At 69.4% G+C, this 13,559-nt stretch carries 15 protein-coding genes; 13 read left to right on the top strand and 2 right to left on the bottom strand.

Annotated features, from left to right (window positions below):
• Nucleotides 1–218: 218 nt before the first annotated feature.
• Nucleotides 219–980, bottom strand: coding sequence for a 2,3-diphosphoglycerate-dependent phosphoglycerate mutase (gene gpmA / locus FZ029_RS16585; RefSeq protein WP_149270206.1), 762 nt, complete (start codon nt 978–980; stop codon nt 219–221).
• Nucleotides 981–1,258: 278 nt separating this feature from the next.
• On the opposite strand from gpmA, the gene FZ029_RS16590 reads away from it, so the two are divergent.
• The 5 genes from FZ029_RS16590 to FZ029_RS16605 all read left to right on the top strand — a co-directional run bounded on the left by FZ029_RS16590 (nt 1,259) and on the right by FZ029_RS16605 (nt 6,262).
• Nucleotides 1,259–1,660 (top strand): helix-turn-helix domain-containing protein, encoded by a 402-nt coding sequence (locus FZ029_RS16590; protein WP_149201254.1) that lies wholly within the window; start codon nt 1,259–1,261, stop codon nt 1,658–1,660.
• Nucleotides 1,661–1,680: 20 nt separating this feature from the next.
• A complete protein-coding gene (locus FZ029_RS16595) occupies nt 1,681–2,025 on the top strand; it encodes a hypothetical protein (RefSeq protein ID WP_109152634.1) in 345 nt (114 codons plus the stop codon).
• A 403-nt stretch (nt 2,026–2,428) separates the two neighbouring features.
• Entirely contained in the window at nt 2,429–2,605 is a 177-nt protein-coding gene (locus FZ029_RS33035) for a hypothetical protein (RefSeq protein WP_188051959.1), read from the top strand.
• An 8-nt stretch (nt 2,606–2,613) separates the two neighbouring features.
• The gene (locus FZ029_RS16600; RefSeq protein WP_149270208.1) at nt 2,614–4,905 is read left to right on the top strand and encodes an ATP-binding protein; all 2,292 of its coding nucleotides are present in this window, start codon (nt 2,614–2,616) and stop codon (nt 4,903–4,905) included.
• A gap of 61 nt (nt 4,906–4,966) precedes the next feature.
• The gene (locus tag FZ029_RS16605; protein WP_149270210.1) at nt 4,967–6,262 is read left to right on the top strand and encodes a pentapeptide repeat-containing protein; all 1,296 of its coding nucleotides are present in this window, start codon (nt 4,967–4,969) and stop codon (nt 6,260–6,262) included.
• Nucleotides 6,263–6,275: 13 nt separating this feature from the next.
• Here FZ029_RS16605 and FZ029_RS16610 read toward each other — a convergent pair whose 3' ends face one another.
• On the bottom strand, nt 6,276–6,494 hold the full coding sequence (locus FZ029_RS16610; RefSeq protein ID WP_149270212.1) for a hypothetical protein: 219 nt from the start codon (nt 6,492–6,494) through the stop codon (nt 6,276–6,278).
• A 191-nt stretch (nt 6,495–6,685) separates the two neighbouring features.
• Here FZ029_RS16610 and FZ029_RS16615 point away from each other — a divergent pair, with 191 nt between their 5' ends.
• The 8 genes from FZ029_RS16615 (at nt 6,686) to FZ029_RS16650 (ending at nt 13,535) form a co-directional block, all read left to right on the top strand.
• Nucleotides 6,686–8,284 (top strand): glycosyltransferase, encoded by a 1,599-nt coding sequence (locus FZ029_RS16615; RefSeq protein ID WP_149270214.1) that lies wholly within the window; start codon nt 6,686–6,688, stop codon nt 8,282–8,284.
• A gap of 124 nt (nt 8,285–8,408) precedes the next feature.
• Nucleotides 8,409–9,467, top strand: coding sequence for a pseudaminic acid synthase (gene pseI, locus FZ029_RS16620; RefSeq protein WP_149270216.1), 1,059 nt, complete (start codon nt 8,409–8,411; stop codon nt 9,465–9,467).
• Nucleotides 9,460–10,206 (top strand): glycosyltransferase family protein, encoded by a 747-nt coding sequence (locus FZ029_RS16625; protein WP_149270218.1) that lies wholly within the window; start codon nt 9,460–9,462, stop codon nt 10,204–10,206. The genes pseI and FZ029_RS16625 overlap by 8 nt, the downstream gene beginning before the upstream one ends.
• Before the next feature lie 32 nt (nt 10,207–10,238).
• On the top strand, nt 10,239–10,472 hold the full coding sequence (locus FZ029_RS16630; RefSeq protein WP_149201261.1) for an acyl carrier protein: 234 nt from the start codon (nt 10,239–10,241) through the stop codon (nt 10,470–10,472).
• A gap of 3 nt (nt 10,473–10,475) precedes the next feature.
• Entirely contained in the window at nt 10,476–11,351 is an 876-nt protein-coding gene (locus tag FZ029_RS16635) for an alpha/beta fold hydrolase (RefSeq protein WP_149270220.1), read from the top strand.
• On the top strand, nt 11,348–11,596 hold the full coding sequence (locus FZ029_RS16640; protein ID WP_085083545.1) for an acyl carrier protein: 249 nt from the start codon (nt 11,348–11,350) through the stop codon (nt 11,594–11,596). Before FZ029_RS16635 ends, FZ029_RS16640 begins: the two co-directional genes overlap by 4 nt.
• Nucleotides 11,593–12,783: an AMP-binding protein gene (locus tag FZ029_RS16645; RefSeq protein WP_149270222.1), complete on the top strand. Its 1,191-nt coding sequence runs from the start codon at nt 11,593–11,595 to the stop codon at nt 12,781–12,783. Before FZ029_RS16640 ends, FZ029_RS16645 begins: the two co-directional genes overlap by 4 nt.
• Nucleotides 12,780–13,535, top strand: coding sequence for an SDR family oxidoreductase (locus tag FZ029_RS16650; protein WP_149270224.1), 756 nt, complete (start codon nt 12,780–12,782; stop codon nt 13,533–13,535). The genes FZ029_RS16645 and FZ029_RS16650 overlap by 4 nt, the downstream gene beginning before the upstream one ends.
• Nucleotides 13,536–13,559: the final 24 nt, after the last annotated feature.

Raw genomic sequence — 13,559 nt, forward strand, 5'->3', positions numbered from 1 at the left:
CGCCGCCTGGGCCGGCCGAGGGGGGTGCCGGGGGTCCGCCTGGGGGGGCGGGGGGGGGCCCCCCCCCCCCGCGGGGGGGGCCCCCCCCCCCCCCCCCCGGGGGGGGGGGGGGGGGGGGGGGGGGGGAAGCGCGACGGCCCTTCCCCAAGAATCCACCTCCTGCATCCCCCTCACCCCGACCCTCTCCCCGGGGGGGAGAGGGGGAATTTCAGCATAACTCATGCCGCCGCGCTGCTGCCCGGATTCGCTCCCTCGCGCTTTGGCCAGTTGATCTCCTCGACCGTGCCGCCTTCGCCCAGGAAGTAGCGGCGAAGCGGCGTCAGGTCGGCGCCCAGTTCATAGACCAGCGGGCGGCTGGTGGGGATTTCGAACAGCGGAATGTCGTGGTCGGCGACATCGTCCAGATGCTTGACCAGCCCGCGCAGGCTGTTGCCGTGGGCCGACACCAGCACCCGCGCACCCAGCCGCAGCGCCGGGGCGATCTCGTCGCGCCAGAAGGGGACCACCCGCTCCGTGGTGTCCTTCAGGCTTTCGCCGCGCGGCAGGTTGGCCTTCGCGAGGCCGGCATAACGGCGGTCGGTGACGGCGGACCGCGGGTCGTCCGGCTCGATCGGCGGCGGCGGGACGTCCCAGCTTCGCCGCCACTGGAACACCTGCTCCGCCCCGTGGCGCTCCGCCGTCTCCGCCTTGTTCAATCCCTGCAGTGCGCCGTAATGCCGCTCGTTCAGGTGCCAGTGCTTGTGCACCGGCAGCCACAGCCGGTCCATGTCGCGAAGGACAAGGTGCAGGGTCTCGATCGCGCGGCTCAGCACCGAGGTGAAGGCGATGTCCACGTCGATGCCGGCGGCCTTGAGCAGGTCGGCCGCCTTGTGCGTCTCGGCGATCCCACGGTCGGTCAGGCCGACGTCGGTCCACCCGGTGAAGCGGTCTTCCGCATTCCACACGCTCTGGCCATGGCGCAGCAGGATCAGTCGGTGCATGGCGGATCTCCCTTCCGTAGCCGGCCACCCTTCGGGCACTTCCCTGTTGAAACAGACCTTTAGCCGGACGGGTTCCCGCGACAAATCATCGCACAGCCGGGCGTGACAGGCAGGCCGGACCGCGCGAGGCGGTTTCAACCCGGTTTCATGGTTGCCTCCGGAGACACCAATTATGTCAGTCGCGAAATCTTGGCGACATACTCGGACAATAATCGTGCGGTACGGTCACCCCACCTGAAATCACCGGCCTTGCCGGCCGCAGCGGATGGGAAGAGACGATGACCGAGCCGAACACGGGGTCGCAGACCTTACCCGGCGCAGCGGGTCTGCGCGGCGCAATGCCGAACCATTCCGATTATCGCCCCAGCAACCTGACAACCTTGCGTACCGAGGCCACGATGCTGCATCATCATGACGTCATCTCCAGAGCCGTGTCGACCGACCGCGAGATCACTCTGGAGGCGCTTCGTGTGTTCACTTATCTGAGCCGGAGGCTCCATTTCGATCGCTCCGTTCCGGTGCTGCAGTCCGAACTGGCTGACGCGCTGGGCATGCAGCGGCCCAATGTGAACCGGGCCATCAAGCTGCTGGAAACCAAGCAGATCCTTCTGCGGGAATCCAAACTGGGGCGCGCGATTACGTTCCGGCTGAACCCGGGACTGGAGGGCGGCCGGGCCTGAGTGTTTGGTCAGGGTATGGAATGATCGTAGAGACCCGTGAGCTGTTCTTCACCAATTCCGCCCTGAAAAAAGCCCTCGCCTGGTATCAGAAGGCCCCCAATCAGACGGACCTGCCGCTGGGCGTCGTCACGACGGTGACGCCGACCTCGGAAGGCGGTCTGTCGGTTCAAATTCAGCAGAGCGGCGCCTCCAGAACGCGGGAGGTCCTGTTCACGCCCAGCAAGACGCTGGCGCTGCTTCTGCTCTTCTGCCGCCGCCAGAAGGTTCCGATCCCCCGCGACGCCGGGAAGGAATTGGAAGCTGCGGACGACGGCCTGATCCTGATCGTGCGCGGTGAAACGCCGACCGTCGCACCTCCTCCCTGAATCGCCTTCCTGGACCGCCTGCCTGATCGACATCATGCCGCCGCGCATCCTGCGCGTGCGGCCTTTTGCCGTTTGCTCGGTTTGCCATGCGCGCAGTGACGCGGTCCCGGTGCGGCTATTCGATCCCGGGGTTCGGTTTTTGCGGACGGCCATAACAAAATGAAATATTAAAAGTGGAGACCAGCACGATGATTGCGCGCCGGAAGCTATGGTATCGTTGAAGCTGCATTCACCGGATGGGCAGGGTGGTTATGATTATGGTCATAGTCGCCAAGACCGGTCGCGCTGCATTGCTTTGTGTGATAAAGTTCCTCCGGCTATTGGGGCTAAGCTATAGTTCCGGTCCATCAACCAAACGGGGATATGCAGGCCGATTTGTCATTCGAACATTCGGAACAATCGAATGCGTGACCTTGTCCGGCACGGTTTGGGCAAGCCGCTTCCCACGCCCGCCGACCGCCGCTTGACCCCCTTCGCCACCGCCGAGGATTTCCCGCCGATGATCGTCACCCGCCTGTCGCTGCCGCTTTGGAAGGAGCTTCGGTCCCGTGGACCGCGGGTCCGTCCGATGCCTGCCTGACCGGGCCGATGTCATCGCCGCAGATGGCCCCACCACCCACGCCGTCCTCCGCCTTCGTCCGCCGGATCACCGCTTCGCCGCGGACCCTGGTTGCGGTCCTCTGCGCAATGCTGGCATTGCTGGGAACCGCATCCTGGGCCGCCGTCACCGCGCTCGATTACCGGGACACGCTTGAACGCTCCGAAGGCGACGCCCGGCAGGCGGCCATTCTGTTCGACGGCCACGCACGGGGCGTGCTGGACGCCAGCATCGACCTGCTGGAACAGGTCGCCGGCCGGATGGATGGCCGGGGGCTGAAATCATGGGCGGAACGCGGCCTGCAGGAAGCGATGGCGGTGGAACGCAACGGCCGCATCGCTCTGCTGGCTGCGGACGGTTCGCTGCGGTATGGCTCCCCCGTCGCCTTCGCCGAGCCGGAAACCAGCGACGGCCTTTCGCTGCTGGTCCGCCCCTTACCGCCGGGTGAGGAGCATCAGATCCTGCCGGCCTTCGGACATATGGCCGGCCAGCCGGCCATTCTTTTCGCCCGCCGCATCCACACCGCGACGGGCCTTTTCGACGGTGCGGTCCTGGTGGCTGTCCCGGTGTCGGCCTTGAACCCGGTGCTGAACGCCTTCGGTGACGGGATGGCGCGGTCCGTCGGCCTGTACCGTCCCGACGGCGTCCGTCTGGCCGGCATCGGCGTCCCGTCGCTGGGCCCTCTGCCGCGTCTGGAAGCGGGGACGATCCAGGTCGATGCGAACTGGATGGGTACCGGCAAGCCGTCGATCCTCGGCGTGAAGCGGATGGCCGACCTGCCGATCCTGTCGGCGGTGACGATCCCGCGCACCGCCGTGCTGGAGCCCTGGTATGTCCGGATGGAGCGCGGCCTTTTCGTGGTGGTCGCCGGGGTGGCGGCGCTTGCCGGACTGTCGCTGCTGGGGGCCGCCAGCCTGCGGCGCGAGGCGCTGGCCCGTCAGGCCCTGACCGAGGCGAACGCCCAGCTGGAGCTGGCCAATGCGCAGCTGGAGGAACGGGTGGAGGAGCGGACCGCCGCCCTCAGCACCCTCAATCTGAAGCTGAGCCGGGCTCTGGAGGAAAAAGAGCGGGCCAATCAGGCCAAGGGCCGGTTCCTCTCGGCGGCGAACCATGATTTGCGCCAGCCTTTCCAGGCCTTGCGGCTGTTCCATCACATTCTGATGGAACGGCTGGCCGAAACGCGCGACCGCAACATCGCCGAGAAGATGGGCGAAGCGCTGGACGCCGGGGAAAAGCTCCTGCACGCCCTGCTGGAGGTGGCGACGCTGGACGCCGGCGTCGTCCGGCCGCAGCTGGCCGACGTGCCGGTGTCGGCGGTGTTCGAGGAGCTGCTGGCCGAATTCCGCGGCATGGCGACGGAAAAGGGGCTGACGCTGCGCGCGATGCCCACCCGCATGGTGATCCGCACCGACCGGACGCTGCTGACGCGCATGCTGGGCGATCTGCTGCGCAACGCGATCCGCTTCACCGACAAGGGCCGCGTCACCATCGGCTGCCGCCGGCATGGCCGCTGGCTGCGCATCGAGGTGTGGGACACCGGGACGGGCATTCCCGCCGAACAGCTCGACAACATCTTCGAGGATTTCGTCCAGCTCGGAAATCCGGAGCGTGACCGGCGCCAGGGCCTCGGCCTCGGACTGGCCAAGGTGCGGCGCAAGGCGGCGCTGCTGGGACACACGGTGGAGGTGCGGTCGCTCCAGGGCCGCGGCTCCGTCTTCGCGGTCAATGTGCCGGTGGTCGGCACCGAACGGCCGCCGACCCAGGCGCCGGCGCCGGACCTCGATCCGGTCCAGAGCGGCGACCGGCTGATCCTGGTGGTGGAGGACGATCCGATCCAGCGCGACGCCGTGCGGCTGCTGCTGGAAAGCTGGGACTATCGGGTGATCGCGGCGGTCGACGGTGAAAGCGCGCTGGCGCTGTTCGGCGGCACGAAAAGTGGGGCGCCGCCACTGGACGGCCCCATGCCCGACCTTATCGTCAGCGATTTCCGGCTGCCCGGGCGGCTGACCGGCGTGCAGACCGTGGCGGCCGTGGGGGAGCGGCTGGACCGGCCGGTGCCCGGCCTGATCCTGACCGGCGATACCGCGCCCGAACGCATCCGCGAGGCGGTCGCCACCGGCTGCCGGCTGCTGCACAAGCCGGTGTCCCCGGACGAACTGCGCGACGCCATCGCCGCCATCCTGTCGGAACGGCCGGGCAGCCGCACGGCCGACGGTGGCGAGCCCGATTGCGGCGAACCCGACGGCGGCGAACAGGCGCTGGAGAACGAGTCCGCGGCCTGAATTAACCCTTTCTGAAGCTGGCTTGCCTCAAACTGGCGCAGAATAGGGAGTTCATGGGGCCATGGTGCAGAATCGCACGCTCAGGCGTCTCGATCAGGCGCAGCTCGATCTGGCGGTGCGGAAGCACGAGATGTTCCGCAATGCCCGGGTGGGCGGCGCGCGCGCCAACCTGTCCTTCTGCGATCTGTCCGGGCTGGACCTGTCGGGCCGCGATCTGGCCCATGCCGATTTCGTCGGCGCCAGCCTGCGTGGTGCCAATCTGGCGGGCGCGCGGCTCGATTGCGCTTCCTTCTTCGTCGCCGATCTGCGGCAGGCCAATTTCGACGGCGCCAGTCTGATCAAGGCCGATCTGCGCGGCGCCTGCCTGCGCGGCGCGATCCTGGTCGGCGCCAACCTGTTCGAGGCGGACCTGCGCGACGGTTCCCTGGCCGAAAAGGACCGGTCCGGCCATCTGCATATGGTGCAGATCGACTCCTCCCCGGCAGAGGCCGACGGCGCCGACCTGTCGGGGGCCAACCTGACCAATGCCCGGATGTCGGGCGTCATGGCGATCCACACCGATTTTTCCGACGCGGTGATGCGCGGCTGCAAGCTGGTGCGGGCGACCATGCGCGGCGCAAACTTCACCGGCTCCAACATGGAGGGGGCCGACCTGTCCGGCGCCGACCTGCGCGGTGCCTGCCTGCGCGGCGCGGTGCTGACCGGCGCCGTCATGGTGATGACCGACCTCACCGACGCCGATGTGGAAGAGGCGCTGACCGACAAGCCGGTCGGCCGCGTGGTGGCGGAGCTGGGGCGGTCGCTGGAGGATCTGCTGGCCGACCATATGACCTGGGTCGGGTCGAGCGGGGCGCAGGGCGCGATGCTCGACCTGTCCGGCTTCGACCTGCGCCATGCCCCGTCGCTGGCCCACATGTGCCTGACCATGCTGCGCGCGGTTGGGGCGACGCTCTATGGCCTGGACCTGTCGGGTGTGCAGCTTCAGGCGGCGGTGCTCGACAGGGCCGACATGCGCGGGGCGAAGCTGGCGGACGGCGACCTGCGCGGCATCAGCCTGCGGAACGCGAAGCTGAACAACGCCGACCTGCGCAACGTCAATCTGCGGCCCCTGGTGTTCGACGAGCATCGCTCCCGCCCCGCCGATCTGTCGGGAGCGAAGTTGCGCTATGCCGACCTCAGCGGCGCCAGCCTGCGGTCCGTCAATCTCGGCAACGCCGACCTGTCCTTTGCCAACCTGCGCGGCTGCGACCTCGCCAGGACCGACCTTACCGGCGCCAAGCTGTTCGGCGCCAAGCTTGAACGCCGCGCCTTGGCCGAGGGGGCGATCCTGGACGGTGTCGCCGGGCTGAAGCTTTAGCAGCGCCTGGACGTCAGGCCGTCGCCCGCGGCAGCTTCTTGACCAGACGGCGCAGGTCCAGGGCTGCACGGTCGGCGATGCGCTGCGCTTCCACCAGCACGGCGGACAGATCGCCGACCTCCGGTGCGAGCTCGCCCGCCGCGTCGGACATGACGTCCAGTTCGGCGGCGGCCTTCTCGATCAGCCCGGTCACCACGCCGGCCGGGCCGGCGGCAGAATCGAAACCAGCCATGCGAACATCCCTTCAATAAGTGTGGGTATCAGGAGTGTGTCGCAATCCGCCTTGCGGTGCAACGGCTTCCGCTGCGCCGCACAATGGTCCTGCGTGGCGCCTGTATCGGACGCCGGGCGGCAGTGCCCGCTTGCCCTGCCGGTGGCGGCGGCGGTACACACGGGAAGGCTGTCAGTCGAAAGGTCCAGAAGATGCCGGAAACGGTCCCGTCCGACCGCGTGACCGCGGCCGCCGCCGCCATGATGGTCTATCTGACCGACCGGCAGTTCGACGCCGAGAAGATCAACCGTTTCACCACGCTGTGCGAGGAAATCCGCCGCGATCTCGACCTCGACAGCCGTCTGGCGCTGGCCGAGCGGCTGGAGTGCGAGGCCCCGTCGAACGACAATGTCCGGCTGCGCTCGGTCCTGTTCCTGCTGACCGGCGATCTCTATCACTATGAACGCATTCTCCATTACCTGATCCTGGGCGGCGACAGCGCCGATCCGGCGGCCCTGCACTACACCCACTGGTGCATGTCGCGGCAGCTGTTCCTGGGCGCGGCCAGTGGTGACAAACTGGCGAGCTTCGTCCCCTGCGACCAGTTCCGCTACTACACGGCGATGGTCCGCCAGATCGCGCGGCGCTGGGGCCTGACGCCGCCGCGGGCGACCTTTCGCGACGGACCGATCCGCCGTGTCGCGGTGGTGACCAACCAGTTCACCAACCAGGGGCATCAGCCGACCCGCGACTGCTTCGACTTCGCCGCCCGCATGCAGGACGAATTCGGGCTGGACGTCGCCATCATCAACGTCAACGGCCTGCCGGCACGGGTCGAGAGCGTCTTCATCCCGCCGATGATCGCGGAGGTCGCCGCCGATCTGGAGGGCGTGTACGCGCTGAGGATGTTCGGCCGGCAGGTCAAGGTCGCCTCCTTCACCCATCCCGCCTTCAGCCAGGACAAACTGCGCGTCATCGTGGAGGCCATCGACGGCTACGACCCGGACCTGATCGTGTCGTTCGGCGGGTCGAACATCGTCGCCGACCTGTTCGCCGACTCCGGCGCCCGGCCGGTGGTGGCGCTGCCCACCAGTTCCGGCATCACCCTGTCGCTGGCCCCCATCGTGCTTGGATTCGAAGAGCGCGACCACACCCAGTCGATTCCGGCGCTGTATCGCGGCCCCTTCGCCCGCCGTTTCCGTCCCTTCACCTTCGGCTACACCCTGCCGCCGTCCGACGGCGTGCGCGTGGACACCGGCTTTGCCGACGGCACGCCCCTGTTCGCGGTGGTCGGCACCCGCCTGGATCAGGAGGTGACGGGGGAGGTGCTGGGCCTGCTGGACGACATTCTGGACCACTGCCCCGACGCCGGTCTGGTGTTCGCCGGCGAGGTGCGGGACCTGCAGGCGCGCCTGGCGCCGCTGCGCAACAGGCAGCGCATGCGCTGCCTGGGCCATGTCCCCGACATCCGCGCGCTCTATGGCCTTTGCCGCGTCTTCCTCAACCCGCCGCGCCAGGGCGGCGGCGGCGGCGCGGCCTTCGCCCTGGCCGAAGGGGTGCCGGTGGTGACCTATGGCTGGGGTGACGGAGCGGTCGTCTCCGGTCCCGAATTCTGCGTGTCCGGCCGCGACGCCTTTCTGGAGCGTGCCGTGACGCTCGCCACCGACGCCGCCGCCCATGCTGCGGCCGGGGCCGCCGCGAAGGCGCGCTTCATCGAGATCGGCGACCGCAACCGATGCGTCGAACGGCTGCTTGCCTATGGCGAGGAGGCGCGGACCCTGCTGCGCGCCGAACATGCCGGAGCGAATTAATCTTCCTTCACATTTTCGTGGAAGACTGATCCCCTCAGTCCCCAGACCATAAGCCGCTGGTCCCTTGGAAAGCCGCCCCTTGCCGAACGCCGTCCCCAGCCATCGCCCCCCAGGCCGTCCTTCCATGTCCATCGCCGGCCGTCCGATCGGCTGCGGCCATCCGCCCTATCTGATCGCGGAGATGTCGGGGAACCACAATGGCGACCTGGGCCGTGCTCTGGCGCTGGTGGAGGCGGCGAAGGAGGCGGGGGCCGACGCGGTCAAGCTGCAGACCTACACCGCCGACACCATCACCATCGCCCATGACGGTCCCGGCTTCCGGCTGGAGGGCGGGCTGTGGGGCGGACGCACCCTGCACGACCTCTACCGCGAGGCGCACACGCCCTGGGAGTGGCATGCCCCGCTGTTCGAGCGGGCGCGGGCGCTGGGTCTGACCATCTTCAGTTCCCCCTTCGACGAGACCGCCATCGAACTGCTGGAGGAACTCGACGCCCCGGCCTTCAAGATCGCGTCCTTCGAACTGATCGACCTGCCGCTGATCCGCCGCGCCGCCCGCTCCGGCAAGCCGCTGATCATCTCCACCGGCCTCGCCACGCTGGGCGAGATCGAGGAAGCGGTGGCGGCGGCCGGCGACGTGCCGCTGGCCCTGCTGCATTGCGTCAGCGGCTATCCCACCCCGCCGGAGGACTGCAACCTCCGCACCATCCCTCATCTGGCCCAAACCTTCGATGGCGTCACCGCCGGCCTGTCCGACCACAGCCAGGGTATCGCCGTGCCGGTCGCCGCCGCGGCGATGGGCGCCACCATCATCGAGAAGCACTTCACCCTGTCGCGCGCCGACGGCGGGGTCGACAGCGCCTTTTCCCTGGAGCCGGCCGAGTTCAAGGCGATGGCCGACGCCGTGCGCACGGCGACCGCCGCCATGGGCCGGGTCGACTATACGGTGAAGCCCAGCGAGGCCGGTGGGCGCGACTACCGACGTTCCCTCTATGTCGTCGCCGACCTGGAGGCGGGGGAGCCGCTGACCGCCGCCAACGTCCGCTCCATCCGGCCGGGATTCGGGATGGCGCCCAAGCATCTGCCGGACGTGCTCGGCCGCCGCGCCGCCCGCCGCCTGAACCGGGGGGAGCCGCTGTCCTGGGACATGCTGGCACCGCCGACGCAGGAGGGCTCGCATGGATAGGCCGCGCGTCGTCGCGATCTCGCAAGCCCGGATGACCTCCACCCGGCTGCCGGGCAAGGTGCTGATGCCGGCCGTCGGTCGGCCTCTGTTAGCCCACCATCTGGAACGGCTGTCCCGCACGCCAGGGCTGGATGCGGTGGTTCTGGCGACGACGGTGAACGCCACCGACGATCCGGTGGTGGAGTGCGCGCAGGGGCTCGGAGTCGCCGTCTTCCGAGGCGACGAGCAGGACGTGCTGGGCCGCTTCGCCGGTGCCGCGGCGCTGGCCGGCGCCGATCTGGTGGTGCGCGTTACCGCCGACTGTCCGCTGATCGACCCGGTGCTGGTCGGCCGTCTGATCGCCGCCTTCCGGGAAGGCCAGCCGCTGGATTACCTGTCGATCGACAGCACCCGCTATCCGCGCGGTCTGGATGCCGAGATCTTCCCGCGCCGCCTGCTGGACGAGGCGGCGGCCAACGCCGCCGACCCGGCTGAGCGGGAGCATGTCACCCCCTACATCTACCGCCGGCCCGACCGTTTTCGGCTGGGGACCGCGCTGGTGCCCGACGCGCCGGTGGAGCCGGCCGACCAGCGCTGGTGCGTGGACGAGCCTGCCGACTATGAACTGGTGCGCCGCCTGCTGGAGGCGTTGGTCCCGTCCAACCCCGGCTTCGGCTGGCAGGATTGTTGCAGAACTCTTCGCGACCACCCCGATTGGGTGGACATCAACCGTTCGGTCCGGCAAAAGACGCCGCACTGATCCGGTCCCGGTTCGACCAAGGAGAAAAGCTTATGGATCGCAATGAATTCCTTCTCGCTCTTGACGAGATGCTCGAACTGGATCCCGGCACGCTGACCGGCGACGAGACCCTGGAATCGCTGGAGGCCTGGGATTCGCTGGCGGTCATCAGCTTCATCGCGCTGGTGGACGAGAAGACCGGCGTGGTGGTCGAAGGCGAGAAGCTGGCCAAGGCGAAGACGGTCGCCGACCTGCTGGCCCTGGCGGGTGCCCCGGTCGCGGCCTGACCGGTGCCGGTTCCCGTTTCCCGGCCTTTCTCCGAAGGCAGCCGCCTGCGCGCCGGTGTCGCCGCCGTCGCCGGTGGCCCTGCCGCCTACCTGTCGGTCGGCAGCGGCGGCGTGCCCGTCCTGCTTCTGCATGGCTTCGCCGGCGACCGCCTGACCTGGCAGTTCAACCTGTCGGCACTGTCGGCCCGGCGGCGTGCCATCGCCGTCGATCTGCCCGGCCATGGCGGATCGACGCCGGATGTCGGCAGCGGCCGGGTCGCCGACTTCGCTCCTTGGCTGGTCGAGTTCCTCGACGGGCTGGAACTGCCGCGTGTGCATCTGGTCGGCCATTCGATGGGCGGCTATGTCGCGCGTGAACTGGCCGGGCTGGCGCCCGACCGGGTGGCGAGCCTGACCCTGCTGTCGAGCGCCGGGCTCGGCACTCCCTTCGACCTGGATTTCCTGCGCCGTGCCATCGCGCCCGCCGACGTTGCGGAGGCGCGCGCCTGCGCCGAACGTCTGTTCGCCGGTCCGTCGCCGCTGATCTCCCGCTTCGGCGAGGTGCTGCATGCCCAGGGCGCCGACCCGATCCGCCGCGCCGCGCTGGAACGCATCATCGAGGTGTCCTTCGCCGCCCATGCCGATGGCGGCGGACCGCCGGTGGACTGGAGCGCCTATCCTATGCCGGTCCAGGTACTGTGGGGCCGCGAGGACCGCATCATTCCGCTGCCGCCCGCCGACCGGCTGCCGCCGGACGCTCCGTTCCGGGTTTTCGACAATGCCGGCCATCTGCCGCACATCGAGACCGCCAGCCCGGTGACCGCCGCCATCCGGACCTTCCTGGACGGCTGCGACGACCGCCGATCCGGGCACCCATCTGCCGAGCCGACCAGACCATGACCGACAGCATCTTCGCCCTGATCGCCGAGGAACTCGGCCGCATCGCCGCCGACAAGGGGGAGGTGCTGCCGCCCCTGACGGCGGACAGCCGTTTTCTCGACGGCGATCTGCCGATCGACTCCCTCGACCTCGCCACGCTGCTGGTGGTGCTGGAACAGCGCACAGGCCAGGATCCCTTCCGCGAAGGCTTCCGGCAGTTCACCACCGTCGGCGAACTGGCGGCGCTCTACACCGTTCCCGCATGACCGGGCACCGCCCAGACTGGATCCATCCCGCCTTCCGCCTGATCGAAGGGGAGGAGGTCTTCGGCTGGGCAGACCTTGCCGCGTTGCCGATGCCGGCAGGGGGTGTCGTGCAAGCCGACCGGCCGTCGCGCGTGCTGGCGGCGCTGGCCGCCGCCGAGACTGCGGGGCAGGGGCTTCTGCTGGCCCGTGGCGGTGCGGAGTCCGGGGGCTGGCAATCCGGGTCGGGCTTCTCCGTCACGCTGGAAAGCTCCGGCACCACCGGCACCCCCAAGCGCCTGCGCCATGATTTCGCCCGCCTGCGCGGCCGGTTGCGCGGCGTGGCGGAGGAGGGCGCACGCTGGCTGCTGACCTATGATCCGGGCGCCTTCGCCGGCCTTCAGGTGATGCTGACCGCAGCCGCAGCCGGGGCGCTGCTGGTCGCCGTGCCCAATCGGGGCGCCGGGACCATCGCCGCGCTGGCGCAAGCGGCGCGGCGCCATGCCGTGACCCATGTCAGCGGCACACCCAGCTTCTGGCGCGCCTTCCTGATGGCGTTGGGCGGGCCGGAAACGGCGCTCGACCTGCCGCTGGCCGCGGTGACGCTGGGGGGCGAGGCCGCCGACCAGCCGCTTCTCGACCGGCTGGCGGAGCGGTTTCCCCATGCCCGGCTGCGCCACATCTACGCCTCGACCGAGGCGGGAGCGCTGTTCGCCGTCGCCGATGGTCGGGCCGGCTTTCCGGCGGCCTGGCTGGACGCGGCGCCGGACGGGCTGGAACTGCGCATCGCCGACGGGGTGCTGGAAGTGCGCAGCCCGCGCGCGGCACCGGGGGCGGTCGATGCCGACGGCTGGCTGTCCACCGGCGACCTCGTGGAACGCCGGGGCGACCGGGTGCTGTTCGCCGGCCGGCTCGACGGGCTGGTCAATGTCGGGGGAGTGAAGGTCTCGCCGGAGGTGGTGGAGCGGCGCCTGCTGGCGGTCGATGGGGTGGCGGATGCCGCGGTCGTCGCGGTGACGAGCCCGATCACCGGCCATCTCCTGACCGCCACCATCGTTCCGGTCCCAGGCGCCGATGACCCCGCCCTTCGCGTCGCCCTGCGCGCCGCCACCGCCGACCTGCCGCCCGCAGCCCGTCCGCGCGCCGTGACCTTCGCCGACCATATCCCGCTGAGCGCCGCGGGCAAGAAGAGCCGAAAGGGAGCCCAATGACCGCGTCCGCCGAGCCGAAACGTCACGTCATCGTCAGCGGCGGCAGCCGCGGCCTCGGCCTTGCGCTGGTGGAGGCGCTGCTTGCCGACGGCTATCGGGTCTCCACCTGCAGCCGCTCTCCCTCCGAAGCGCTGGAACGGCTGGCCGGTCCCGACCTGTTCTGGCACCCCTGCCGCATCGGCGACGGCGACGAGGTGCGCGCCTTCTTCGATGCCGCCATCGCCTGGGGCGGCGAGGCGCCGCTGTGGGGACTGGTCAACAATGCGGGGATCGCACGCGAGGGCGTGCTGGCGACCTTCCCGGAGGTGGATGCCGAGGCGGTGATCCAGACCAACCTGACCGGCGCGCTCCAGGCCGCCCGCGCCTTCCTGCGGGCCAAGCTGACGGCGCGCGGGGCTGGCGCCCGTGGTGGACGCATCGTCAACATCTCCTCGATCATCGGCCAGCGCGGCTATGTCGGGCTCGCCGCCTATTCGGCGTCGAAGGCCGGGCTGGATGGCCTGACGCGGGCGCTGGCGCGCGAGGTCGGGCGGCGGGCGATCACCGTTAACTCGGTGGCGCCGGGCTATCTCGACACCGAGATGTCGGGCACCCTGTCGGACGGGCAGCGCGACCAGATCGTCCGCCGCACGCCGTTGGGGCGGCTCGGCACCGCAGCGGACGTCGTGCCGCTGGTCCGTTTCCTGCTCGGCGACGGCGGTGGCTTCATCACGGGTCAGACCCTTACGGTGGACGGCGGCATCACCTGTTGACGCCCACAAGCAAAGCCGTTGGGA

It is taken from the genome of Azospirillum sp. Sh1, from assembly GCF_008365135.1.
In the GTDB taxonomy this organism is placed as follows: Bacteria; Pseudomonadota; Alphaproteobacteria; order Azospirillales; family Azospirillaceae; genus Azospirillum; species Azospirillum oryzae.

What these genes read in the sequence shown, in the direction of transcription:
- FZ029_RS16640 (WP_085083545.1), top strand. Translation starts at nt 11,348, where the DNA reads ATGACCGACAGCATCTTCGCCCTGATCGCCGAGGAACTCGGCCGCATC.
- FZ029_RS16645 (WP_149270222.1), top strand. Translation starts at nt 11,593, where the DNA reads ATGACCGGGCACCGCCCAGACTGGATCCATCCCGCCTTCCGCCTGATC.
- FZ029_RS16610 (WP_149270212.1), bottom strand. Translation starts at nt 6,494, where the DNA reads ATGGCTGGTTTCGATTCTGCCGCCGGCCCGGCCGGCGTGGTGACCGGG.
- FZ029_RS16605 (WP_149270210.1), top strand. Translation starts at nt 4,967, where the DNA reads ATGGTGCAGAATCGCACGCTCAGGCGTCTCGATCAGGCGCAGCTCGAT.
- FZ029_RS16650 (WP_149270224.1), top strand. Translation starts at nt 12,780, where the DNA reads ATGACCGCGTCCGCCGAGCCGAAACGTCACGTCATCGTCAGCGGCGGC.
- FZ029_RS16615 (WP_149270214.1), top strand. Translation starts at nt 6,686, where the DNA reads ATGCCGGAAACGGTCCCGTCCGACCGCGTGACCGCGGCCGCCGCCGCC.
- FZ029_RS16625 (WP_149270218.1), top strand. Translation starts at nt 9,460, where the DNA reads ATGGATAGGCCGCGCGTCGTCGCGATCTCGCAAGCCCGGATGACCTCC.
- FZ029_RS16595 (WP_109152634.1), top strand. Translation starts at nt 1,681, where the DNA reads ATGATCGTAGAGACCCGTGAGCTGTTCTTCACCAATTCCGCCCTGAAA.
- FZ029_RS16590 (WP_149201254.1), top strand. Translation starts at nt 1,259, where the DNA reads ATGACCGAGCCGAACACGGGGTCGCAGACCTTACCCGGCGCAGCGGGT.
- FZ029_RS16630 (WP_149201261.1), top strand. Translation starts at nt 10,239, where the DNA reads ATGGATCGCAATGAATTCCTTCTCGCTCTTGACGAGATGCTCGAACTG.
- pseI (WP_149270216.1), top strand. Translation starts at nt 8,409, where the DNA reads ATGTCCATCGCCGGCCGTCCGATCGGCTGCGGCCATCCGCCCTATCTG.
- gpmA (WP_149270206.1), bottom strand. Translation starts at nt 980, where the DNA reads ATGCACCGACTGATCCTGCTGCGCCATGGCCAGAGCGTGTGGAATGCG.
- FZ029_RS33035 (WP_188051959.1), top strand. Translation starts at nt 2,429, where the DNA reads ATGCGTGACCTTGTCCGGCACGGTTTGGGCAAGCCGCTTCCCACGCCC.
- FZ029_RS16600 (WP_149270208.1), top strand. Translation starts at nt 2,614, where the DNA reads ATGTCATCGCCGCAGATGGCCCCACCACCCACGCCGTCCTCCGCCTTC.